21 protein-coding genes are annotated in these 26084 nt (G+C 38.5%); all 21 read left to right on the top strand.

Annotated elements, in window-relative coordinates:
- Window positions 1–30 precede the first annotated feature (30 nt).
- Entirely contained in the window at window positions 31–8985 is an 8955-nt protein-coding gene (locus tag VV088_RS00445; RefSeq protein ID WP_334598946.1) for a phage tail tape measure protein, read from the top strand.
- 51 nt (window positions 8986–9036) lie between these two features.
- Complete coding sequence (locus VV088_RS00440) at window positions 9037–12522, top strand: phage tail protein (RefSeq protein ID WP_285829467.1); 3486 nt, start codon at window positions 9037–9039, stop codon at window positions 12520–12522.
- 12 nt (window positions 12523–12534) lie between these two features.
- Complete coding sequence (locus VV088_RS00435; RefSeq protein ID WP_217959385.1) at window positions 12535–12741, top strand: hypothetical protein; 207 nt, start codon at window positions 12535–12537, stop codon at window positions 12739–12741.
- Between the two features lie 24 nt (window positions 12742–12765).
- A complete protein-coding gene (locus VV088_RS00430) occupies window positions 12766–13578 on the top strand; it encodes a phage tail domain-containing protein (protein ID WP_217959386.1) in 813 nt (270 codons plus the stop codon).
- Between the two features lie 3 nt (window positions 13579–13581).
- Complete coding sequence (locus VV088_RS00425; protein ID WP_334598944.1) at window positions 13582–13956, top strand: hypothetical protein; 375 nt, start codon at window positions 13582–13584, stop codon at window positions 13954–13956.
- A 35-nt stretch (window positions 13957–13991) separates the two neighbouring features.
- Window positions 13992–14402, top strand: a complete 411-nt coding sequence (locus VV088_RS00420) for a phage tail fiber protein (RefSeq protein ID WP_334598943.1) — start codon at window positions 13992–13994, stop codon at window positions 14400–14402.
- Window positions 14403–14420: 18 nt separating this feature from the next.
- A complete protein-coding gene (locus VV088_RS00415; protein ID WP_285829464.1) occupies window positions 14421–15362 on the top strand; it encodes a hypothetical protein in 942 nt (313 codons plus the stop codon).
- Window positions 15363–15397: 35 nt separating this feature from the next.
- Window positions 15398–15694 carry a hypothetical protein gene (locus tag VV088_RS00410; RefSeq protein WP_285829463.1) on the top strand — a complete coding sequence of 99 codons (297 nt, stop codon included), beginning with the start codon at window positions 15398–15400 and terminating at the stop codon, window positions 15692–15694.
- 229 nt (window positions 15695–15923) lie between these two features.
- Window positions 15924–16241 carry a hypothetical protein gene (locus VV088_RS00405; protein ID WP_334598942.1) on the top strand — a complete coding sequence of 106 codons (318 nt, stop codon included), beginning with the start codon at window positions 15924–15926 and terminating at the stop codon, window positions 16239–16241.
- 22 nt (window positions 16242–16263) lie between these two features.
- Window positions 16264–17403 (top strand): hypothetical protein, encoded by a 1140-nt coding sequence (locus VV088_RS00400; RefSeq protein ID WP_334598941.1) that lies wholly within the window; start codon window positions 16264–16266, stop codon window positions 17401–17403.
- 64 nt (window positions 17404–17467) lie between these two features.
- The gene (locus VV088_RS00395) at window positions 17468–17920 is read left to right on the top strand and encodes a hypothetical protein (RefSeq protein WP_334598940.1); all 453 of its coding nucleotides are present in this window, start codon (window positions 17468–17470) and stop codon (window positions 17918–17920) included.
- Between the two features lie 24 nt (window positions 17921–17944).
- Complete coding sequence (locus VV088_RS00390; RefSeq protein ID WP_334598939.1) at window positions 17945–18346, top strand: hypothetical protein; 402 nt, start codon at window positions 17945–17947, stop codon at window positions 18344–18346.
- A 12-nt stretch (window positions 18347–18358) separates the two neighbouring features.
- On the top strand, window positions 18359–20380 hold the full coding sequence (locus tag VV088_RS00385; protein ID WP_334598937.1) for a DUF6273 domain-containing protein: 2022 nt from the start codon (window positions 18359–18361) through the stop codon (window positions 20378–20380).
- 213 nt (window positions 20381–20593) lie between these two features.
- Entirely contained in the window at window positions 20594–21238 is a 645-nt protein-coding gene (locus VV088_RS00380; RefSeq protein WP_334598935.1) for a hypothetical protein, read from the top strand.
- Window positions 21235–21396 carry a DUF6273 domain-containing protein gene (locus tag VV088_RS22680; RefSeq protein ID WP_442913130.1) on the top strand — a complete coding sequence of 54 codons (162 nt, stop codon included), beginning with the start codon at window positions 21235–21237 and terminating at the stop codon, window positions 21394–21396. Before VV088_RS00380 ends, VV088_RS22680 begins: the two co-directional genes overlap by 4 nt.
- Window positions 21397–21832: 436 nt before the next feature.
- Window positions 21833–23242: a reverse transcriptase domain-containing protein gene (locus VV088_RS00375; protein ID WP_334598934.1), complete on the top strand. Its 1410-nt coding sequence runs from the start codon at window positions 21833–21835 to the stop codon at window positions 23240–23242.
- Window positions 23242–23502, top strand: a complete 261-nt coding sequence (locus VV088_RS00370) for a hypothetical protein (protein ID WP_217959398.1) — start codon at window positions 23242–23244, stop codon at window positions 23500–23502. Before VV088_RS00375 ends, VV088_RS00370 begins: the two co-directional genes overlap by 1 nt.
- 13 nt (window positions 23503–23515) lie before the next feature.
- Complete coding sequence (locus VV088_RS00365) at window positions 23516–24139, top strand: hypothetical protein (RefSeq protein WP_334598933.1); 624 nt, start codon at window positions 23516–23518, stop codon at window positions 24137–24139.
- 22 nt (window positions 24140–24161) lie between these two features.
- The gene (locus VV088_RS00360; protein ID WP_334598932.1) at window positions 24162–24572 is read left to right on the top strand and encodes an isoaspartyl peptidase; all 411 of its coding nucleotides are present in this window, start codon (window positions 24162–24164) and stop codon (window positions 24570–24572) included.
- Window positions 24569–24991, top strand: coding sequence for a putative ABC transporter permease (locus VV088_RS00355; RefSeq protein ID WP_217959400.1), 423 nt, complete (start codon window positions 24569–24571; stop codon window positions 24989–24991). The genes VV088_RS00360 and VV088_RS00355 overlap by 4 nt, the downstream gene beginning before the upstream one ends.
- 59 nt (window positions 24992–25050) lie before the next feature.
- Window positions 25051–26073, top strand: a complete 1023-nt coding sequence (locus VV088_RS00350; RefSeq protein WP_217959401.1) for a tyrosine-type recombinase/integrase — start codon at window positions 25051–25053, stop codon at window positions 26071–26073.
- The last annotated feature ends 11 nt before the right edge of the window (window positions 26074–26084 follow it).

Here is a 26084-nt window from a genome sequence, read left to right as displayed (position 1 = left end):
GCTTATTTATATGGTATGGAGGTGAAATATATGGCTGCTGATGGTCAGATTGTACTTGGTCTAAATATATCAGAGACTACATCACAAATTAGTGCTGATTTAAGTACAATTTTGAATGGGCTTAGGACAAAACAACTTATTCTGAAAGCCGCAATAGAAAAGTCTCAGGTTGAAAAAGGCGTTGCATCTCTTGTTAAGGAAATTAATCAGGAAACGGCAAAAATCGGAATTGAAGTTGATCCTAAAAGCGTTTCTAAAGTAATTACTCAACAGCAGAAAATGGCCTCTATGCAAAAAGAACTTGTTCAACAGATGGAGAAGTATAAGCAAGCGGCTTCTGATGTTGGACTTACTTTAAAAGGTGCAACACAAAATTCTTTTAAGTCTGCTATTGATGCAAATGATTTTAAGGCTGCGAAAGAAAGTTTGCGTTCTGTCAAAAAGGAGATTGACGAATATAATACCGCAATTAAGAAGATGAATGAGGACACAAAACTTGATTTTGATATTCAGAATATTCAGAGCAAGTTTAGTGTGTTGAAAAATCAAACTGATTCTGTAAAAACACTTTTTAAGCAATTAGAACAGTCTCAGGAGAATTTCAATAATGCAACGAGCAATCCTCAAAAGTTGCAGTATTATAATGAACTCAAAGGAGTTATTGGACAGTTAGAAGTTGAGTATCAAGCATTAAAACAATCCGAAAGTGCATTAGCTATAGATTCTGGAATTAAAAAGCAAATGCAAGATATGGATACGTATGTGAAAAATCTTAAAGCTACGTATTCTACGATTGGTGATAGTGCTGGTGCTGAGAAATTGAAAAACGCCATTCAGGAACTTGATACTGTTTTGCAAAATGTAGATCGTAATGCTGTTGGCGGCAAGTTAGCTACTGAATGGGAAGCAGTTACAGAAAAAGTTAATGCCGCAAAACGTGCGGTTTCTGAATATCGGGCAGAACAGTCCGTGATTAGCAAAAAAGTTGATATTCTTGATTCGATTTCAGAAAAAGCAGGAACCATGAAATTGAACATTGATACTTCTGGTATTGCTGGTTCTGGAATTACTGAACTTTCAAAGAGGTTTGATGAATTAAGCAGCAGAGCAAAACAACTTAAATCTGAATTGCAAGACCTCGATCCTTCTAACGGTGAAGATGTTCAAAGGCTTACACAAGAAGTTAGAAAATTGCAAGATGAATTTAATAACTTGTCAAAAAGTTCTAATGTATTTAAGGATACAGCGTCAATTCAAAAGTTTACTGGCGATATTGAAAAAGCTCGGTCAAAAGTTTCCGATTATGCCGCTACATATAGCGCAATTAAATCAAGACCAGACCTTGTACGTGAATTAGAACAATTACAAGCTGCCGCTGCAAATATTTCTACTCCTGCTGAATTAAAGAAATTCAATTCTGAATTTGATACATTTAATTCAAAAGTTGTTCAAGCGGGAGTCCATTGCAAATCGTTTGGAGATCAGATTAAGCAAGCATTTCAGAATTTTTCTGCATTTTTTAGTGCAAGCCGTGTAATTTATCAAGTTATTGATTCTATCAAGCAGATGGTAACTAATGTAATTGCTCTTAATACAGCAATGGTTGAATTGAAAAAAGTTACCGATGGAGCAGAAAATCAATTTAATACTTTTCTCAAAAATGCTAAAAGCAATGCTGTTGAATTGGGAAGTACAGTTACAGATTTGGTCAATGCAACATCGGCATTTTCACGCCTTGGATATTCTTTAGATGAATCAGAAGAACTTGGGCGAGTGGCTACAATTTATGCTAATGTTGGTGATGATATTGATAATATTGATCAAGCAACTACAAGCCTGATTTCTACAATGAAAGGTTTTGGCCTTGAGGCTGGAGATGCTATTAATATTGTTGATAAGTTTAATGAAGTTGGTAATAAGTTTGCTATTTCATCAGGCGGTATAGGTGATGCGCTCCAGCGTTCGGCTGCTTCTTTTGCTGCCGCTAACAATACTATTGATGAATCAATCGCTCTGGTAGTTGCCGCTAATAATGTTATTCAAGACCCTGATACGGTTGGTACAATGTGGAAAACAGTTACTATGCGTATTCGTGGTGCAAAGACCGAACTGGAGGAAGCTGGACTTGAAACTGAATATATGGCTGAAAGTACAGCGTCTTTACGTGATGCTATTAAGGGATTGACAAATGTTGATGGGCTTGGCGGCTTTGACATTATGAAAGATGAAAAGACGTTCAAGAGTACATATGACATTATTCTTGGAATTGGTGAAGTTTGGGAGAAAATGTCTGACATTGATCAAGCCGCATTACTTGAGTTGGTCGCTGGTAAAAGACAGGGTAACGCTCTTGCTGCTACATTAACTAATTTGGAAGATTTAAAAGCAGCACTTGAGGCTTCTGAAAATTCTGCTGGCTCTGCTATGAAAGAACAAGAAGTATGGCTTGGTAGTTTAGAAGCTAAGATTAATCAGTTTAAAGCGTCTTTTGAGTCATTGTCAAGTACGATTATTAGTGATGATTTGGTTGGCGCAATTATTGATTTTGGAACTACGTTCGTTCATACCATTGATAATATTATCAATTCTCTTGGTGGAATGGGTAATTCCTTGTTGATTTTGCTTGATGTTATTGCTTTATTCAATTTCAATAAAACAGTTGGATTGGTGCAAAGCATTTGGAATAGCTTGCAAACAGGGTTTGGTATTATTCCTAAGATTACGTCTATGTTCGGTAATTTGAAGGCAGCTTGGGATTTAGGCAAAGAATCTGGTGGCGGTTTTATTACTACATTAAAGGGTGCAGCCAGCGCACTTACTGCTACTGGTTCTGCCGCTACAGTTGCTACCGCTGCAATTATGGCTGTTGTGGCTGTTATTGCTATTGCGGTTGTAGCATATAAAAACTGGAAACAAGCACAGGAGGAAGCACGAAAGGCAGTTATTGATGCTGGTAATGCTGCGTCTGAAAAAGCAACCAATATCGCAGAACTTGCAAATGCTTATTTAGATTTATGTGAGGCCGTGGATGCTGGAACCGCATCAGTTGAAGATGCGTCTGCCGCAAGAGATGCCCTTGTAAATGCTCTTGGTATGGAAGAAAGTAAACTTGATAGTTTGATTGCAAAATATGGAGATTACAAAACCGCCATACTTGAAGCAACTATGGAGGCATTACGTACTGAAACAAACGCTTCTGTTGCTGGTGCGAACGCTGCTAAAGATCAGGTTGTTGAGGATTTAAAAACTGGTTATTTTGGTGGGAATAGTAAATTCTTTAGTGCTATTGGCGAAGAAGCTGGTAAAGCTATGGACTACCTTAAAGAACTTGGATATGAAGGTATAGATAATACAGGCTCTAAAGGTGGAGGTACAATATTCCTGCCAAGTGTTGAATTAACTGGTGGAGATACGGCAAAAGCTACTTTTGATGACTTAATGGCTGATTATAAGTTCATCGAAAGTGCAATGAATGATGTTATTGAAGAATTTGGTGCCGATAATCCTGTTGCGGAAGAACTTGCGAATTTGTATAGTGAATATTCCGATGAGTTAAGTGGTGCTATTGAACAGATTGAAACAGCAAACAAGAACATTGCTTCTCAGTTAATGTTGGCTGAAAGAATTTCAAATGATCCAACTACGCAAGATGGGTTTGAAAAATTCAGAAAAAATATTATTTCAAATCTTGAAGGCGATTCACGTTTTGACGATAGCATTGGTTCTGCTGAAGAATATGTTGATGCTGTTTTGAGGGAAAATGAACAGTACGCAAAATATCTTGATGCTATGCAAAAGCAAGAACAAGTAGCACTTCAAGTTAAAACGAAACGGGACGAAATAAAAAAAGCATTTTTTAATTCTGATGCTGTACAAAATACAGATTGGATTTTAGCCGAGCAAAAATTAAAAGATTTTGCGGAATATGTTGATGGATTGTCAGATGAAAAAATCGAACTTGTTTATGATTTAGTTGTTAATGCAAATGTCGATTCATTAAGTGAGATTAAAAATGCAGTCGATGCCGCTGACTTAGAGAAGAAACTTTTAGGTGACAAACTAAAAGAATATGAAGAAATCTATAATCAATATAATAAGATTGTAAATGAATCAAAACTTCTTGGAGTTGATTTATCTCAAACGATATTTGGAAATATTGACACAAATAATCGACAAGTATTAGAGTGGACAGACGAAAATCTTGCAGCTTATAAAGATGCTATTGAATCTTGGGGGTCTACAGTAGATGAACTTCGTGGATCGTTTTCGACAGTATTTGGTGGTGCAGAGGAATTTGATGGTGTAGAGATTGCGTTTAGTCCTATTCTTCAGACAGATGATGGTGCTGTTTTATTAAGTCGAGATACCGTGTATGATTACATCAATGGATTGATTGATAAAGCAGGAGAGGGCTGGACAAATGAAGATTTGTTTAGGCTTGATACTGAAGGGCTTGACGTTGATGGTCAACACATTAAAGGGTTGCTTGCAGATATTGGTGAAACTGCAATTTGGACTTCTGAGGCCATGCACTTTACTGGTGATACTGGTGCTATTTCTGATATGTATGCCGAACTTGAAGCCGCTGCGGAAAAGTACGGAGTTTCGGTTGAAGCATTACTTACATATCTTGATGCACAACGTTTTACCACTAAGGCCAATGATATTCGTACTGCGTTGTCAGATTTGTTTGTTGCAGAAGATTTTGCTGATACCAGAAAGTCTATCATTGAAATGTCAAAAGCAGTTGATGGTATCACAGCGGACAACGTTGAGGAATTGGCACAAGAGAGTGCTGGCTTGAAAACCATTCTTGATCAGGATGGTATGAGTGCAAAATTCCTTGCAAATATTCTGCAAAATGTCGCAGAAGGCAAAGACGGATTTGCACTTATTACAGACAATGCTTTGTTGCTCAATCAGGCTCTTGAAGGAATGGAGCGTAGTTTTGATAAGGTTACTGAGGCAAAATCTCGTTATGACGCTGCAATGTCGGTTCCTGAAAAGGATGAGGATTTTAAATCTTATGCAGAAGCGTTTAAGGCTTTGAATGAACAGTTTGAGGCTGGAACTGTCAACAGTAACGCATTTTGGGCTGCGGCTGAGTTCTTGTTTGGCTCTGATCAGTTGAATGAATGGGGTTGGAGTGATGGCCTTGATGAAATTTATCAAGCCATGCAAAAAAATGTTGATATATTTGAAGATGCTGATTCTGCTGGTGCTGGGTTCTTAGAGAGACTGAATGAGATTGCAGAGAACGGGCAAGTGCTTGACGATGACGGCAATATTATTGCTGAAATTGAAAAGTTTGCCGATGGTTCTTATGAGTTTAATATTGACTCTACGTCTGTTGATATTCTTGCTGAAAAGTTAGGCATATCTGAAGATGCTGCTTTGGCCTGTCTGAAAGCACTGTCTATGTGGGGAGAGGTTGACTTTTATAATGTCGATGAAGTGTTGGACGCAATCGACCAAATTGGGTTATCCTCTGATTCACTTGAAGGAACTGCGATAAATATTTCTGCATTGACTGATCAACTTATTTCTTTGGGTTATACGGATAAAGAGATTCATGATTTGCTTACAACTTTACAGAGTGTCGAAGGCATTTCATTCTTGAGTGCATCTGCTGATGTTGATACATTGACAAATAGCTTAAAGAATTTGGGTCTTGCTTCGGGTGATGGGCTTGAGGTAAAAGTTAATACTGAGAGTCTATCTGTTCTCATGGAACAATTAGGTTTTACAAAGGATGATGCAGAAACTCTTATTGGAAAACTTGGCGAAGTAGATAGTATTACATTAACCAATGCACAAGGTCAAGCACAATCTCTGGATGAAGCATTAGATTTCCTTGATACGCTTGATTTCGCTCCAGCTTCGACAGGACTTGATGATTTAAAAACTGGAATTGAGGAAGTTGATGGTACAGGAACGGACAATGCTCAAGCATCATTAGATGCTCTTGGAACATCGGCTGATACAGCAAAGGGAAAAGTTTCAAGTTTACAAACATCAATTAATAATTTAACTGGCAAAACAGTGACAGTTAATGTAGATGTAAAGCGTAAAAGTGGAATTTTAAGTTGGCTTGGTTTTGCCAAAGGTACAAAGAACGCTCCAGATGGAGATGCTTTGGTTGGCGAGGAAGGCGAGGAACTTGTTAAGTCTGGTGATCGTGCTTATTTGGTTGGTACAAATGGCCCTGAAATTGCTCATTTAAATAAGGGTGACACAGTTTATACGGCTGAAGAAACCAAAAAGATTAAGCGTGGCGGTGGACTTATCACTGGCCTTATCCCCGCATACTCTGGTGGCTATAATGGCGGTGCATATGGTAGAGTAAATCCAAACAAAACATATAAGCCTGTGATAGACACTGGCAAAACTACAAAGACAACAACAAGTCAAGTTAAGGATGCTACAAAAGCCGCTGAAAATTTAGAAGAACAACTTAAAGATACTCTTGACGAATTAAAAAAGACAATGGATGGTGTCTTGAACTATTTCAATCATGAAATGTTCTTGATGGAAAAGAAAAACAAGATTGTTGTCCGTGTTGTCCCTGAATTAGACGATAAAAACTTCAATACTGGTATAAACAAAATTATGGATTTTGATGCTTATTCAAAGCAGCAGATGGATTATGCAAGTCAAGTGGTTGCTATTTATAAGCAAATGCAAGAAACCGTCCATAATCAGGCAGAAGAATATCGTAAGTTAGGGCTTGATGATACATCGTCTGAGATCATTGAATTACAGCAGAAATGGTGGGAGTATAGCGATAGTATTACTGATGCTGTTGTTAATGCCTATGACACTATTGTTGGCGAACTTGAGAACGCTGTAACATTAACCGATAACTGGTTGAGTAATGCTATTGATACCCATGATTACAGGGGCATTGTGCAGTATACTCAAGATACAGTTGAATATTATCAGCGTATGCAGGATGCCATTCATGAACAAGCAGAGTTCTATCGTTCAAAGGGATATTCTGATGCCTCTGATGAGGTTAGTAAACTTAGCGATTTATGGTGGGATTATGCTGAAAAGATTAAGGAAACTTCTGCAAACGCTTGGCAACAAGTCGTAGATAATGCAAACGAAGCAGTTGATCAGATTACGGGGCTGTATGATACACTCCATGCTGCGGCTGATGAGTTTGCTGAAAGCGGGTTCATTACCATTGATACCTTGCAAGAAATCCTTTCTTGGGGTGTACAGTATCTCCAGTATCTCAAAGATGAAAATGGTATGCTTGTTATCAATGAGGGAAGTATACGAAAAGTCATTGCTGCCCGTACAGAGCAAATGGCGATTGAACAAGCACTTGCTTATGTTGCTCAAATTCGTACTGCGGCAGAGGCCGGAAACATTGAGTCTTTGAATAACCTTGCTTTTGCTACTGAAACCGTTACTGGTGCTACATGGGATTTAGTGTATGCTCAGATTCAGGCCATGCAAATGGCTGGACAAATCTCTGCGGCACAGGCTAATGCTTACATTGAGAATATCAATCGCATGAGGGCATTGGCTGATAGTGCAAAATCTGGAATTGGTCAAGTGAGTGGTGCAATTAAAGAGGCCAATGAAGCTGCAAAGAAAACACTTGAGGATCAAGAAGATGCACTGAATGACTTGCTTAAATATGTCGAGGAAATGATTAAGCAGGAGGTCAAAAATCAAGTAGAAGCATTAGAGGATCAAGTTGACGCAATGAAAGAAATTGTTTCGTTGCAGAAAAAGTCGCTTGATCTGGAGAAAGAAAAAGATGGGTATACTAAAGCGGTTACTGATAAGGAAGAGGCTATTGCCGATTTGCGTAAGCAAATTGCCGCTTTGGATTTGGATGATAGTCGTGAGGCGGCGGCTAAGAAAGCCAAGTTGCAGGAGGAATTGTCTGAAAAGATAAATGATCTTGCTGATTATCAGTCAGATCATGCTTATGATGCCGCCAGCGATATGCTTGATGATATGGCTGATGCTTATGAGAAGGAAAAGCAAAAAGAAATTGACATTCTTGAAAATAGCATTTCTTCTGAGGAAAAAGTATATCGTCTTGCTATTGACCGCATTAATAATCATTGGGACACGCTTTATCAGGATTTGATTAACTGGAACTATGAATATGGTTCAGTTACCAATGACGAAATCACAAAGGCGTGGGAGGGCGCAAGTGCAGCAGTAAATCAATATGGTAGTTACCTTAATGCCATACTTGAGATACAAAAGCAGATTGCGGCCTATGAAGCCAGTATGGGTTCATCTTCTAATGGTGGTGCAAATTATATTGTTGGTGGTAGTGGAGAGTATGATACCTCTGGCGGTAAGTACAATCCCGGTACAATTATCAGTCGAATGAAGGAAAACTCGTCTAAGTGGCATGGGCTTAAAGCCGCTAATGATCAAGCTGGGTTAGATGCTCTTGAGCGTGACCAGCAGAACTTGGCACAGCAGTTACGTCAAGCACTTCCCGGTATGAAGATTGAGCGTAAGCCGAATGGCACATGGTATATCAATGGCGAAGAATTATATAAGTCTAAATATGCCGTGTATCATAAAGGTGGTGTTGTGGGTGACGATCCAACTTTAAAAGGTAATGAAGTCATTGCTAAGTTGGAGAAGGGTGAAACGATCTTAACAGAAGATAACACAAATCGACTGTATCAGGTCTTGAACCGTGACGATACAATGCTATCTAAGTTTGGCAAATTGCTTGTTGCATTAGGAGAAACAGACCTTATGACTCCACGGATGCAAGAACAAATCAAGCATGATAGTCAACAGGCTCAGAACATCATTCAAACTGGCGGTGATACTATTGAAGTGACCGCTCCAATTCAGGTGTATACTGTTCAGAAACTTGATGAGGCTGAAATTCGTCAACTGACAAGGGATATTTCTCAACATACGATTACTGCATTAAATGACTCTTTTATTAAACGTGGTAAGACAAGAACCAGTAATCCGCTGAAACCATAAAGGGGAGGCTCAATGCCTCCCTTTCATATATCATGAAAGGAGGTCTGACATTTGGTTATTGATTTTTCAAAAATTGATTTCACAAAACGTCCTAAGTTTATCTTGAGGAATTTGGATGATTCTGCGATAGGCTATTTAAGTAATGTTCTAAAACCAAAAGGAACGTTCTGTTACAATGAAATTTCGGAGATTTCTTTTGAATATCCATCACAGATTAACGGCGAAAAATTGGACGAATATGACCTCTTGACAGGAATGAGAGTAATTGACGTTCAGGGCTACGGTCAGTTTATTCTTAGAAATCCAGAAGAAACAGATGATGGAGTTGTTAAGATAAAATCATGTAAAGCATATTCTCTTGAACATGAACTGACTAATAAGAATATTACGTTGGAGGAAGGAACTTATTGCTTTTGGAACCCATTTGCAGTTGAAAGTTCAATACTTGGCATTATTATGTCAGAAGTTCCGTCATGGACTATTGGAACAGTATCTAATGATTTAATTGGGAAATATCGTACATTCAGCGTAAGTACAAAGAATATTTACGATTGGATTAAATCTGATTTGCAAGAAGCATATGGATGTATTTTTGATTTTGATACATATAATCGAAAAATAAATGTGCGTAGTATTAACGAGATTGTTAATACAAAGCCTGTATATCTATCTACAAAAAATCTTATTAAAGAGATCGAGATAGAGGAAAACACAGATGAACTTGTAACTGCACTTGATGTTTATGGTGCGGATGGTGTTACAATTCGTAGTGCTAATCCAATGGGATTAAATCGCATTTTTAATCTTGATGCTTATATGAATATTAAATACTTTTCTGATGAAATAATTGAAAAGTGGAGTCGATGGAAGAATACATTCGAGAGTTATCAGCAGCCTTATTATCAGTTGATAATTGCTCAGAATATGCAAATAAGCAGATATACAACAGAAGAAAGTGTTTTAGCAGAATTGAATGGGGAATTATTGGCTTTGGAAACGAGGCAATCCACTATTCATCAAGCAATAGCGGTAGATCAAGCATTGCAATCAGAACTTAATTCGATAAATAGTCAAATATCTTCAAAGAAAATTCAGATTACAACGCAAGAGAATTTGCTTAAAAGCATCCAGTCACAGATTGATAGTTATACATCACAACTGAAAAGCATTAACAAGAGAACTGCGTTTGATTCATTTTTTACATCTGATGAATTGAAAATTTTAGATAGGTATTTCAGATGCGGTTCATTAACTGATAGCACTTTTGTTGCAACTTCAACAGACGCATATGCTGTTGATACTAAGACTATTAGCGGAATATCTGCTATATTCAATTTGGAAAACCTTACTTCTATGACACAAGCACCATATGGTAATGATATGACATTTTATATTATTCGTGGTGGGTCGATTGGCGCAAGTACATCAAATGCAGTATTAAACGCACAGATCGTTAATGGAACATTACAAGTTAATTCTGACAGATCATTTGTGTTCTCATTGTATTTGAATAAGGGGACGTTTAATGGAGTAGAGTTCCCAAGTGGTAGTCTTGCTATGACAGGTACATTAAGTACAAGTGTTTCAAGTTCTGCATCTTCTTTGCAATTCAAGACTTCATCTGCAACTTTATATTTAACACAAGATGTTACAGAGTATCAGAAAATGTCTATTGAATGGGAGTTGTTTGAATATGGATTTGAGACTTTGGAAAAGTTATCATCTCCTGACTATTTTTTCTCTACATCCGTTGTCAATTTCCTTGCATTAGAAGATTACATTGATTTTGCCAAAGAGTTGTCATTGGGCGAAAGAGTATATCTTCAAATGGAAAAAGGAGTTGTTACACCTATTGTAACAAGTATTGAAGTTGATTTTGATGATTTAACAGATTTTACGATTGATTTTGGAAATGCTTATAAATTGAATGACGCTTCGTTCAAGTTTGAGGATTTGTTGGATCAAAGTATCTCATCTGCAAGTTCGCTTGATTTTAATAAATACAACTACAGCAACTTTGTTACCAGTGGCGCAAAAACTCAAGTCAAGGACTTTATGACTTCTGCGATTGACACTATGAAAAATATGATTATGTCTGGTACAAATAACGAGTTGACGATTGATCAGACAGGATTGAGATGTAGGAAATACATTCAGGCCAGCGGTGACTATAGCCCGAAACAGTTATGGCTTGCTCATAATGCCATAATGTTTACAAATGACAACTGGAACTCTGCAACAATCGGTATTGGTGAGTTTGTTGACAAAAATCTTGGCAGTATATTTGGTATCGTTGCTCCTGCTATTGTAGGCACTATTCTTGCTGGTACGTCTTTGGTGATCGAAAGTGAGAAGCAGGATGGTGGTGTAGCTGTATTTAAAGTTGATGCTGAAGGTGCATCATTACACAATGCCTCTTTTAATCTTTATGGCAGCACTGGAGGTCGCATTGACCTTGGGGCTATTTATGGCATTGTAGGTGGAGCGAACAAAGACACATTGTTTTATTACGATAGTAAAGGACAGCCTTCAGGTGTTCGTACAGTGAACAATAGGAGCATTAAGAAAGTAACCGACATTTCATCTGGTGATTCTCCTAATGCGAATTTCTGGCTTGATATGGATGGTAATGCTTATTTAAAGGGTAAGTTAATTGCTACATCAGGCGAGATCGGTGGATTTACTATTGCGTCCAGTTATTTGTATTCTGGCAGCGGTAGCACACGTGTTGCTATTAATGGTGGTACAAGTTATTATTCAGCATACGCATTTTGGGCTGGTGCTGAAAATCCTGCCAATGCTCCATTTTGGGTTAAAAAGAATGGTGATATGAGAGCCAATAATGCTACTATTAGTGGCAAATTAGTGTCTCCATCTTTGTCGGGAACGCTTTCTGCTTCAACTGTTGTTGGCGATAGTCAGGCGTGGCTTGAAGGTGTTGGTATTAGAGTAGGTAGAAATTCGTATGCAACAAAGGGTTACAATTTCTATGTTGATCCAAATGGTAATGTGTGGATGCAAGGAAATCTTACTTTAGCAAATGGTGTAATCACATGGAACAATTTGAATAGTGGTGTACAAAGTAAATTTACTGAATTGGATAATGATATAACAAATATGAGTTGGAATATTGATCAACGTCTATATAATTTTAATCAACGTTTGGATGGTGTTGACCAAGACATTAACTGGCTCAGTCAAAATATGTGGACACAACAGGAAATTAAGAATATTGCAAGTACACAAATTACACAAGACCTTATTGCTTCACCACGTATATATGGCGCATACATTCAGGGCGGTACGGTTAATGGTGCAAACATATTGTTTGGTTCTTATGGCTCTATGTATGATGGATATGGTAGTGATGGTGTAAACATAACTGATCTTGTTATGATTAACTCATATAGAGGAATGAGAATTTCTGCAAGTGAAGGTTTAGGAATTGATGCTGGTGGTGGACTTTGGATTACTGCACGTGTTCATATTAAAGTCAATGGCAGTTGGGTTTGTATTAATGACGCTATTAATAAATAAAGGAGTGTTTGTATGAAGGAAATTACAAATAAAGATGATGTATGTCAGGCTATTGCTGCTGTTATGCGAACATTAGATACTGGTATTACTGTAACTGGAGTTCAGAACGCAGGAAATCTTTCAGGTAGCTTTATGATTCTGCAAGAGGTGTTGAATTATTTGGCAGAATGTAATATTGAACCAGCGAAGAAACCAGAAGTTCCAGATTCGGAAAAATAAAATTTTAGATTGCGAGGTGAGTAGATGGGTTTTATTGCAAAGAAGTTTTCTTACAATCGTGTTCCTTGTGAGGAATATGGACTTCGGATTTATGATATTGATGGCAATGACAATGAGGCTACTCCCTTTGCCAGCGCAGGAGAAATACAGACCGATGTAATTCCGTCCGTGGGACGGAATTTTTTATATGGTCGGACTTACGAAGAACCTCTTGAATTTAGGCTTGTGTTTGGCCTTGATCCGCTCATGTTGAAAATGGATGAACACCTTGATCGGTATGAGATGGATGCAATAGCTAACTGGCTAACGGGGCCGACACAGTATAAATGGCTTGAAATAGAACAACCCGATTTGGAAATTGTTAGGTATCATTGTGTGTTTAGTGAACTTGAGCCGATACAACTCTCTTGGCTTCCTTGGGCGTTTACGGCAAAGGTTACTTGTGATTCTCCATATGCATATATGTTCCCACGAAAATTTCATTATCCTTGTAATGGAACGACAAATATCAATTTAATTAGTCGCTCCACAATTAATCAACTGTATTATCCAAAGTTGGAAATTCAGCTAAATGGCAGCAATACAATTTCAATTATCAATAAGTCGTGTGATGATATTGAAATGAAATTTACAAATTTGCCACAAAGTTATTTTTTGAAAATTTCTATTGATAATGCTCTTGGAAAAATCAAATCTTCAGATAGTAGCTATTCAAATTTGTATAAGTATTTCAACTTTAACTGGTTGCCATTGAAAAAAGGGATGAACAAATTACAGGTAAAGGGAAATTGCATTTTAGATTTTGTTTGTGAATTTCCTGTGAATTATGGAGGGTGATATATGAGACATGATATTTATACATTACCAGAGGTAATGTTTGTGTCAGGCCAGTCACAAACCCTCCGCTGGAGGCTTTGGACAATAAAGAATGTTCCTTTCAATGCAGATGGTTGTATAGGTGACTTTTCTGTTGTGGACTATTCTGATAAGACTGGCGATCCATTAATAAATAAACCTCTAAAGTTCAGCATCGGTGATGATGAGACAGGCGCAAAGAATATTGCTTCTGTTGATCTACTTCCATCTGATACATTAGGGCTGGAGGGAAAGTACATTTATCAAATTACTATCAAAGATATAGATGGCGAAGCTGAAATCCCTAATCATGGGATTCTTTTAATTTCTCGCAATATCAATGAGAGTTTTTTGAGATAAAATTTATCTTTTAGGAAAGTGAGGGTGAACAGTATATGACTTCTACATATTTTCTGAACTGTATTATGGGTAATGTGTTTATGACTAAGTTAAGTCCTACATTGCCTAAGAAGGTGTATCTTGGCTTGAGTTCTACTGCGCCGCAAGTTGATGGCACTGGTGTTAGTGAACCGCTTGCATCTGCTGGTTATCAGCGTGTCGAGTTGACAAATTTGGGCGAACCTGTGAATGGTGTCGTTTCAAATGACGGCGAAATTCAATTTGATGAGAGTTCTGCGAGTTGGGGAACTATTACACACTTTGTTTTGTTTGATAGTCCCACTGATGGCAACTTGCTTATGTTCAATCAATTATCTCAATCTCGTAGCGTCGAAACTGCAACTATTGTTATGGTTAAGACAGGGAGTTTAAAACTGACACTGGCTAATCCAACGGTTACTCCTTAAATAACATGAAGAAAGTAGGTGAGAGAATTGGAACTGTATGACGTTTATTTGAAACAGCGGCTCACCGAAATTGATGTTATTATCACGCAGTTGGTTCAAAGAGATGCGTTTTCGATGTACGATTGGCTTAATATATTTGCTACTATGGATGATATTGAGATTAGAAAAGCGTTAAAGATTGAATCAGAAATGTTTATTGATGTTTCCATGCACGATATTCTTAAAATTGTTCATGAGCAAATTGTAAGTGAAATGTATTTAGGTACAGATGTTGATTTGTTAAAACAGATTATGGCAAGTGGTGAATCAGAAATAGTTTTGTCTGCTGATGAAATGGACATTCTTGAAAAAAGTTTCATTAGTGGTGATTCTGCTCTGGAGATTTATGCTTCTCCACTTGATTATTATGTCGCACTTTCACTCGGCAATGCAAAGTTCGACATGACGATGTTTGCAGAAGAATTAGATACATTGAAATATAGCATTGATAAGTTTGAAAATGAATTATATATATCTGCCGATGCTGAAATGGCAAGCAAGAAAATGATTGATGTAGATGAAATTGCAATGTTCTTGGATGTTGCACCAACTGACATTTTCTATTTGCTCCATATCAGTGGTGAAGCAATGACATATTTGTATGCAGATATGGTTGATGATCTTGTGCTGAAAAATGTTTTACATGATCCTGAGTTTGAAACATGGCTTGATATTGATACGGAACAAGATTTTTTGCTGAAGAAGTTTACTGGAATGGAAGATGTGCTTAATGTCTTTGCTAATATTGTAGAAACTATAATTCAATTTATTCAACCTATAACTGCCGATATGTATTTAGATTGTGAGGCAAGCGCAGGATTAAAGAGGTATCGGTTGTTATATGAAATGGACGATTTAACTCTGAGTGATTTTGACAATATGACTTTGGAAGAGGTCGATTATGTGATAATTGTAGAATAACATAAAGAACTCTATTTATAAAAGGTGGTGAAATAATGGTAAGAAAACAAGGTGGATTATTACACGCCAACTTTGCTGCAAATGAAAATGTCGTTGAACGTTGTTTGGCAGAAGTTAAAAAGGTTGAGCCGAGTTCACTTGCAGACAAGTTATATCACATCACCATTAAAGCAGCGGCTTATACAGAATTTTTTATGGATGGTTTTGAATACACGACAGATGGATTAGGTAATTTCTCAAGTATTGCGCTTGGTGGTACAAATACTGCGGAAATTCGCAATGTGAAATTCAAAAAGCCCGTAAATGACTGTATCATTTGCTTTATTTATTAAGGCGGTGGTGCAGCTATGTCTATGGCTTATGGTTTCTATTGGGGTGTATTCTATCCTGTTCACAGTCCTCCGTATGAGCCGCCCGGAGGCGGTGATGAGCCTGTTGTTGCTGGTAGCTGCTTTGCTCCAGTAGGACAGCCAGAGGACTATAAAGGATTCCTTTTTGATACCGCTGCGTTATGTTCAGATTATATTCTGTATGCTTAAAAAGGGAGGCGGTGACTGATTAATGAATTTTGTTTATGAGTTGTTGAGGGCTGGTACGACACAGGCCAATTCGGATTCTGGTGCAGAAGTCGCCCGAAAGATTAACGACAACTTTAAAAAGGTTCAGAATAAATTTGCGGATGTAGACAAATTAATCAAAGAGGGTGTCGCTGCTGACGTTCCTATTGGTGATGAAACTACGGCTGGTATAGTAAAATCCAGCAAATCCGAAAACAAAATTACTATTGGTGGAGATGGCACAATGGAAGTCAATTCGCTGAATGTAAACAAATTAGAGCAAGATGATGGTGATTACATTATTCTTGACGGTAACATTTAAAAATATTAGGAGGTAATTGATTATGGCTACTACTAAGACTATGAATGTCCAGTATAAACTTCGTGGCGATACTCTGGCAAATCTGGAGGCTAAGAATGCTGTTTATGGTGTGAACGAGCCTATCGTGGTGCTGGTTCCTGCCGATACTGATACTGGCACTAAGTCTGCTACTTTGCTGAAGCTGGGTGATGGTACTACTGCTTTTAACGATCTGCATTACATTACTGCTTTGGCTGGTGATGTGTCTGAGTGGGCAAAGGCTGCAACTAAGCCTGAATATAACGCAAATGAGATTAAGAACATTGATAGTTATATTGCGGGTAAGGTACAGGATACCGATACTCAATATAAGCTGGAGCAGGACGCTACTGATCCTCACATTCTGATTTTGTCTGCAAAGGCTTTGGATGATGCTGATTATACTGAGGTCGTGCGGATTACTACTGCCGATACTACTTACACCGCTGCTGATGGTGCTGTGACCGTTGATGCAGATGCTAAGACTATCGGTGTGAACGTGTCTGCTGACGCTGACAACGACTTGCAGAAGAAGGCCGATGGTCTGTATGTTAAGGATCACACTGTTGATGTGGTGAAGAAGGCAACTGCAAATGCTGGCTATATTGCTTCTTATCAGGTGACAGTGGATGGCACTGTGGTTGGTGCTGATATTAACATTCCGAAGGATTATCTGGTGAAGTCTGCCGATATTAAGGTGGTTGCCGCTGCTGATGATCCTTACACTGGTGCTGCTGCGGGTGACAAGTACATTGATTTTGTTGTAAACACTGTTGGCGGTGATGGCAATGAGTCTCACATTTATTTGTCCGTTCAGGATTTGGTTAATGAGTATACCGCTGGCGATGGTATTGAGATTTCTGCAACCAATGTCATTGCTATTAAGCTGGGTACGAATGCCAATGGCTTGAAGGTTGGTGCGGCTGGTTTGGAGTTAGATGAGGCTACTACTACTGCTGCTGGTGCTATGTCTGCTACTGATAAGACTAAGCTGGATGGTGTTGCCGAGGGTGCAACTAAGGTTGAGGCTTCTACTACAAACGGCAATGTTAAGATTGGTGGCACTGAGACTACTGTTTATACTCTGCCTGATACTGTGGTGCATGATACCGATACTATCATTCTTGATGGCGGTAATGCGTAATTAAAAGCTAATTGGGGGAGGTGAAAACCTTCCCCTTTTTATTCTAAAAGCGGAGGTGAAGTGAATGGCTGAAAAGGTCGTAAGGGTATCCGCAATTCAACAGCGGCGTGATACTGTTGCAAATTGGACAGCTAAAAATCCTATTTTGCTGGATGGCGAACAAATTACAGTAATTTTTACAGATGGTAGTACACGTCATAAAACGGGATATGGTAATAAACGATATAACGAACTGCCTTTTGATGGGGCTGAAAGTTGTGAGCCAAGTACAACAGTAAATGCAACTTTGCTGGCGAGTGCTTGGGTGAATGGGCAACAGACCGTATCTGTGTCTGCTGTAATGGCTGATCAGAATGGTTATGTGACTTTACCACAAGCGTTCAGTGATGCACAGTATGAAGCTGTGGTTGGTGCTGAAATGTTTGTAACTGCTCAAACGGATGGTTCTATTACAATTTCTTGTCGTGGAGATACGCCACAAATTGATATTCCTATCCTCATCACTCTGCTTGGTTAATTCAAGGAAGGGTGGTGTTTTATTTTGAGCGCAACGAAAAACTATGATCTGGCACTCACAGATAATGACCAGACAAAATTTAAAGAATGGCGTGAAAGCATCAATGGCAACTCAAACTCCAATATGGAAAAAATTGATACCGCCCTTGGTGAAAAAGCCAATCTTAGTGTAGCAATCAATGCTGTTTTGCTTATGTCTGCATGGAGTGACGATTCTCCGTATGTTCAAACAATTTCTGTCGAAGGACTTAACGCAGACCAAAATGGCATTATTACTATCGGGCAAAATATCACAACGGAACAGCTTGAAGATGTTGTTGCTGCTGATATGCGTATTAGCGATCAGGCAGATGGTTCTTTAACTGTTACAGCATACGGTGATAAGCCTACATGTGATATTCCTGTGACAATTATTCTTCTTGGTTAAAGGAGGTTATATATGCCTATTGTTTCTATTTTCCCAACTGGTAGCGGCGGTTCTGGTGGGGGTGGTGGTATCCCTCTGGCTCCTGTGACTGGCCTTGCTACGTTGGCTGCTTCAGGTAAAGCATACTTGAAATGGACTGATCCTGTTGATACGGTTGTTGGTGATGCTATTCTTGCGGCATGGGCTGGCACATTGCTGGTTCGTAAAGCGGGTTCTATGCCAGCAAGTCGCCGTGATGGTACAGTTGTTCTTGACAATAAAACTCGTGACGCATATAAGACACAATATTTTTGTGATAGTGGTTTGAGTGATGGCGTGACATATTATTACAAGTTCTTCCCATATTCTACCACAAATACTTATGCCGATGATCCTGCAAATGAGGTAACGATTACACCCAATCCTGTGCCTACGGGTGATATTTCTAATCTGACTGTTGCGGCTCAGTTAAATGGTCGTGTTCAGCTTAAATGGAATGATCCTGCCGCAACAAAGGTTCAAGATGGTGTGACGCTCTCTACATGGGCAAGTACAAAGGTGGTTTATAAGACTGGTGGTTATCCTACATCTCCTGAAGATGGCACACTGGCCTTGAATAGTACAACTCGAAATGCACACGCAAGTAGTCCACTGGAGGTAACTGGCCTCACAAATGGGACTACTTATTATTTTGCCCTGTTCCCAATTTCTACTGAAGGTGCAGTAAACACAAGTACGGTTGGTAGAATTACTGCAATTCCCAATAAGACCAAATTGACCGCTGTTCCTGCTCAGAGTGGTACGTTGACTTATACAGGGGCAGAACTTACACCTACATTCAGCAATTACAATACAGCACAGTTGACCATTGGCGGTGTTACTAAACAAACTGCCGCTGGTACATATAAGGCTACGTTTACTCCTAAACCTGATTACTGTTGGAGTGATGGTTCTACTACTGCCAAGGAAGTGTCTTGGACAATCGGTAAGGCGGCTGGTAGTTTGAGTCTGAATAAGACTTCTGTGACATTGAACACTGATAAATTGACTGATACTGTGACTGCGACACGTGCTGGTGACGGTAAGATTACTGCCACATCCAGCAATACCAACGTTGCTACGGTTTCCATTAGTGGTAATGTGATCACTGTTAGTCATGTTAATAAGAAGTCTGGTACAGCGACAATTACTGTTGCGGTGGCGGCTGGCACTAATCATAACGCTCCAGCAAATAAGACCTTTACTGTGAATGCGGAGTTTATTCCTGCTTCTGGTAAGGCACTTAATGAGTATACTTGGGCGCAGATTAGGCAAGTGTCTGATGCTGGTGTGGCTTCGACTTATTGGAATGTTGGTGATGGCAAACAGATTTTAGTAAATGGTACTGTTAGTTCAACTGCTATTAACATGAATGTTTGGGCGTTTATTTTGGGCTTTAACCATAATAGCGCAAAGGAAGGTGCAAACCGCATTCACTTCCAGATTGGCAAGGTCAGTAATAAGGGCAATAATATTTGCTTTGTTGATGCTCAGTACGCTAACTGGAATGGTACGTTTACCATGAATGGTTCAACATCTGGTAATAGTACAAATGCTGGTGGTTGGAAAGACTGTTCTATGAGAAATAATTTGTTGGGTCAGAATCCAACAAGTCCTGCGGCAAAGACATTTATGGCGGCATTGCCGAGTGATCTTCGTGCGGTCATGAAGTCTTGTTCAAAGTATTCTGATAATACTGGTGGAAGTTCCAACGCAGCAAGTGCAATAACTAAGACAGATGATTATTTATTCTTGCTTGCTGAGTTTGAAGTACAAGGGGCAAGGTCATACGCCAGTCAGTATGAGCAGAATTCACAATTACAGTATGATTTTTATAAAGCCGGGAACAGCAAAGTGTTCTACCGCCATAATGCTACAACATCAACTGCGTATTGGTGGCTGCGTTCTGTCTGTGCTGGCTACACGTACAATTTCTGCATTGTCTACACTGACGGTTCTCCGAGCACCTACACCTCTGGCTTTTCCTATGGGGTCGCCCCGGCCTTCTGTGTTTAAGCTAATCAGTGAATCCCCCTATCTTGTCTAAGGCGCAAGCCGGGACAGATAAGGGGGATGAACGGTTTACCCTTAATCTTAGAAAATTTTCTCAATTTGCCCTTGACAATGAGAAACTAATCTGCTAACATAAAGGGCGGGTTGAGAAAACAATCTCATATCTGCTTAGATGTGGGGCAAATAATCTAAATATGATAAATAGGAGGATCATCAATGTCTGTCTACGCTTCTAAGCGCAATGAATCAAAAGCTGAATTCATTCGAGTGGCGCAACAATTAGCTACATATACACTGGAACAAGTTAAGAAGTTCCCAAAATCTTACAGGTTTTGTCTGACCAACGATATTACCCGGCTTGCGTTGGAAATTCATGAGGATGTATTACGGGCTAACTCCATCTATATTCATAACAATATGATGGAAACAGAATTTAATCTTCGAGAAGAATATTTCGCTAAAGCACGATCCGCAATTTTTGCATTAAGTGGTTTGCTTACTGTGACATTTTCGTTGGTGCTAAAAGGAAATAATTTTCTTGGGGACAAAAAGAAAACTTCTGGAATCTTTAAAGAATGGGCAAGGCTTTTGAATTACGAAGCGGCTCTGGTAAAAGGAATCATTGAATCTGATAAGAAACGTTATAAAAAGTATCAGAGCAAGAAATCTTGGAGTAAGATCATTAATTTCAAATTCTTCTGCGAGTTCTTAGATTATCTTAAACAGGAACTTTGGGAATACATCAAGCGTGACGGTAATCCCAAGCCAAAGAAGAAAGATGAAACAAATGAGATTGCCAATGAAAGTGAGGTAGTTTTACCAGAAGATATTTTTGACATAGAGGATTCTACAAAAGAATAATTGCCGACAACGGTTACATCCTGATAAAACCCCCTGCGAATTGGTGGCTGCGTTCTGTCAATGCTGGCAACACGAACAATTTCTGCAATGTCAACACTGACGGTTCTCCGAACAACAACAACTCTGGCAATTCCAATGGGGTCGCCCCGGATTCTTGAAGCTGTTTGTGGTGCATCAAATTTAGTACACAAACTTGGATTAGACTTAGTAGCCCTTAATGGCTTGAAATAATACTGGCCTTTACTGGTGAAAACAATATCCGTTATTTCAGAAGGAGGATGTATGCCGTGGCTCTGCCTGATGGCATCCTAAAACACTTTTTCGATACTTGCATCTGGACGCTGCTTGCATGGTTTATTGACATTTTGCTGATTTGAGCGGTGTGTCGGAAGGAGGTAGCATCCCATTTCCTTCTTGCGGTAATTGGCTTCGGCTGATGATCCGTGGCACGTTGCTCCCTTAAATTTCATAGGTGCATAGTTACGTAGCTTAGTAAATCAGCATCGGAAGCTGTCAACGGATACGGTTGTGATGCGTAGACGTATTCGCCAGTGAATGATAAGGCTATACGGAAAGGATTTGTTCTTTGGCAATATGACAAGTGAGGAAAGAAAACAGAAAAGATACGAAAGACGTAAAAGAGAACGAGAAGAAAAAGCAAGACCAGTCTGTGGTAAGGCACTTGAGGATGTGTTTGATTTTGATAAAATGTGGGACGCTGGCGAAAACTGCTGTGAAGGAGTGAACTGGAAAACCTCTACTATCAATTTCAAGTCAGTGCTTTTAACACAGACTGACTCTTTGCAAGAACGAGTTCTCAACGGTAAATATGAGTTTGGTGGGTTCAAACATTTTAAAACGATTGAACATGGTAAAGAACGTGATATTAATTCTTTAGTTATTCAAGATCGTAGTGTTCAAAAATGTTATTGTGATGAACTCATGACAGAAGCCTATTCCAGAAGTTTTATTTATGATAATAGTGCAAGTCTGCCTGACAAGGGTATGGATATGACTTTAAAAAGACTTGTTGAGTTCTTGCATCATCATTATCGTTTGTTTGGTCTGGAAGGTGGAATTTATCAATTTGATTTTCATGGATATTTTGCTTCAATACCACATGATAAAGCAAAAGAACGTTTAAAAAAGCATATCCTTGATCCTAAGTTACAAGAAATTGGTTGTCAGTTAATTGATGATTTTTTAGAATTGGGCGGCGTTGAACACGACCCGGACAATCCCCGTGGTGTTGGATTAGGCAGTCAAGTTTCTCAAAATATTGCTTTAGATTATGCCAGCCCGATTGATCATTATATCAAAGATAAACTTGGCGTTCATGGATATGCGAGATATATGGATGATGGATATGTAATAAGTGATTCTTTAGAATTTTTAAGAGGATTGCATGATACTTTAGTTGAACTTTCTAATGAAATGGAAATTGAACTAAATGAAAAGAAATGCAAAATAACTCCATTTAAAAATCACAGTTTTAAATTTCTTAAAATGCGTGTTCGCTTAGAACCTACAGGAAAAGTTGTTATCAAATTGAGCCGTAACAGCATTAAGGCAATTCGGCGCAAGTTAAAAATTTTTCGTGGATGGGTTGATGAAGGAAAAATGAGCGCAGAAGATGTGTTTACCTCTTATCAATCTTGGCGTTCACACGCTGCAAGGTGCGATAGTTATAAAACAGTACATGATATGGATTTATATTTTATAAGCCTCTTTGAACAGGAATTGGCTGAATGGGATAAGAAATTTAAATGTACTTTAGATGCAAAATGGGACTATGAGATTGGATGGTTCTATTTTACATCTCCTAAAGAGTATGAAGCCAAAATGGAAGAATTGGATCGTACACGAAATGAACGTTATATGAATGGTTTTATTCCTTTGGTTAATCGCTGGGACTATCGTATGAAAAATAGAAGCAAAAGCGCCGAAGCCTTTGATTTATTGAGGGAGATTCGTGAGACTTTTTATGATAAGGAGGATGAATAATGTATAAATTAATGTCTGGCGACAAACTGGTTGGGGTATTTCAGAAATTAGTTTTTATTCGGAAAGTTGCCGAAACTAATACGAACATTGAATGTCCTAAAGGCGAAGCAGATGCTATTGTGGCTGGTGGTATTGTATACGCCATTACTAATTCAACCGATTATCAGGATTGCGAACAAGTTGCGGTTTTTGAATTAGATAGTGAAGTAGAACGTACTGCTGAACTTGATTATATGCGAGTAATGGCAAATCTTATTTAAAGGAGGATGGAATATGACAATTTTAGAAATGGTACAGAAATACTATCCTGCTTTGTGGTGCAAAGAACAGGTTGATGAGTTACTTACAAATTGCAAGATTACTGTTGCTGATTATTTGACTGTCTTTCCTATTAGCGAAGATAATCCTGTGACAGATGAAATGATGAATTTATTGCGGACAGCTAAATTAAATGAACTTCGTAATTATTGTAATGGTGCAATCGAGGCTGGTGTTGATGTGTCTACGTCTAATAGCGGCGATACCACTGAACATTTCTCCTTAGATAGTTATGATCAGAATAACATTACTAATATGTTCTATTCTGTAATGGCTGGCGTGGAGGAATATCCTTATCATGCAGATGGCAAAGAGTGTACCACATATAGCAAGTCCGATATTGTGGCGATTTATGTTGCCGCTCAGTCTACGATTACTTATCATACCACATATAACAATATGCTTCGTGTTTTGGTAAATCGGACAACTAATATTAACGATTTGGCTGGTATTGTTTATGGCATGGAGTTGCCAGAAGATTTGAATACTTTGATGCAAAGTAATATTACTGCTGCACAAGCACAGATTCAAAAGATTCTTGCTACCCTTTCTGGTGGTTCAACAGAGGTGCTTGATTAAAAATATAAAGGAGATTGTTTAAATGCAGATTTATAACAAATACATTGTAATAATGCGATATAAAAAACTGGCTCAATGTGGTAATGTGAATCTTCCTTATGGAACCGAATGTGTTGTTATAGACAAACACATTATTTGTGATAAGGGAATTATTTGTTATGTTGCAAGTCAAGATGCTTTTAATTACTTTTCGCAAAACGATGATGGCAATGGCCTTGAGAGAGGCCGTTTAACTCAAGCAATTATAAAACGTCTGGATCGAAAAGAATATGATCCCACATATCAAGATAGATGGGATAAAGTTTGGAGTGATCCTGTATGCCAAAAATATAAACGTTCTGATTTTGCAGACCATTGGCTTTGGAATTATGATTTTTATAATGCGCCTTTACTCGATCTCCAGTATATTGCAAAGTTGGTTGGTGTGAAATGAAAATTAAAAATGTTATTAAAATGGTAGTGTTATTGTTAATTGGTGGCACTACCTATTTTGGTATCGAGATGCTATGGCGTAGTCATAGTCATTGGACAATGGCTCTTGTGGGAGGTATTTGCTTTGTTTTAATTGGTGCAATCAATGAATACTTACCGTGGGAACTTGGTATGATTCAACAGGCGTTTACTGGAGCAAGCATTGTTACGTGTGTTGAACTGATTGCTGGCCTGATTTTGAATGTCTGGCTTAAACTTGGCATTTGGGATTATTCAAATATGCCGCTTAATTTATGGGGACAAATATGCCTTCCATTCTTTTTTGCATGGGTGGCGTTATCTGTAATAGCCATTGTAATTGATGATTACTTGCGCTATTGGTTATTTAATGAAGAGAAACCTCATTATCAGTTGATTTGAAAGGGTTGTGCTGAATTGGCACAGCCCTTTACTTATAAAAACAGAAGGGAGGCATTTCAATGGGGAGGAAAACTAATCAATGTCTTGAAACAACACCTGAAAAGATTGAGCAGATTAACCCTGAAAACATTCAGTTGTTAAATGATTTTATGACGTATCTTCGTTCAGTCGATAGGTCGGAATTAACAATTAATGTATATGAGAATGATTTGCTCATCTTCTTCTGTTGGATTGTTGATAATGCGAAGAACAAATTTTTTACTGAGGTTAATAAGAGGGACATTATGATGTTTCAAAATTATGCCTTACAGCAAGGATGTTCAGCAAGCAGAGTACGACATTTGAAAGCTGCATTATCTTCAATTTCTAATTTTATCGAAAATATTCTGGATGACGAATATCCGAATTTCCGTTCTGTTGTTCGTAAAATTGAAAATCCAGTTAATGAACCTGTTCGGGAAAAGACTATTCTAACAAAAGAGCAAGTGCAATCATGCCTTGACTATCTTGTTGAACACAAGAAATATGAACAGGCTTGCTTTCTTGCATTAGCGGCATATTCTGGTCGGCGTAAGGCTGAACTTGCACGTTTCAAGGTGTCTTACTTTGACGATGAGAATATCATCTATGGCTCTTTATATAAAACTCCAGAGAAGATTAAAACAAAAGGACGTGGGCGAAATGGCAAACAGTTGATTTGCTATGTGTTGTACAAACCATTTAAGCCATATCTTGATCTCTGGCTTGCTGATCGTCAAAAACGTGGAATTGAAAGCGAATGGCTTTTTACTGATGTTCATGATAGGACACAGCCAATTACTATTTCCCGCATGAATAGTTTCGCCAGAACTTATTCTAAGATTATGGATACAGACGTGTATCTTCACTCTCTGCGGCATTTCATGACTTCAGAATTAGCAAGAGCCAATATTCCCGATTCTGTTATTCAATCTCTCATTGGCTGGGATTCTGCTGATATGGTCAATGTTTATAAAGATATTGATGCAGATGAGGAATTTGGAAAGTATTTCAAAGACGGCGAGGTTATTGGACAGAAACAAAGTAGTTTGTCTGATCTGTAAGGAGGTGAGTT

Origin of the sequence: Lawsonibacter sp. JLR.KK007 (genome assembly GCF_036941135.1) — a bacterium.
Taxonomy (GTDB): domain Bacteria; phylum Bacillota; class Clostridia; order Oscillospirales; family Oscillospiraceae; genus Lawsonibacter.
The sequence above is the reverse complement of the archived record's forward strand: the minus strand, read 5'-3'. Positions and strand labels throughout refer to the sequence as shown.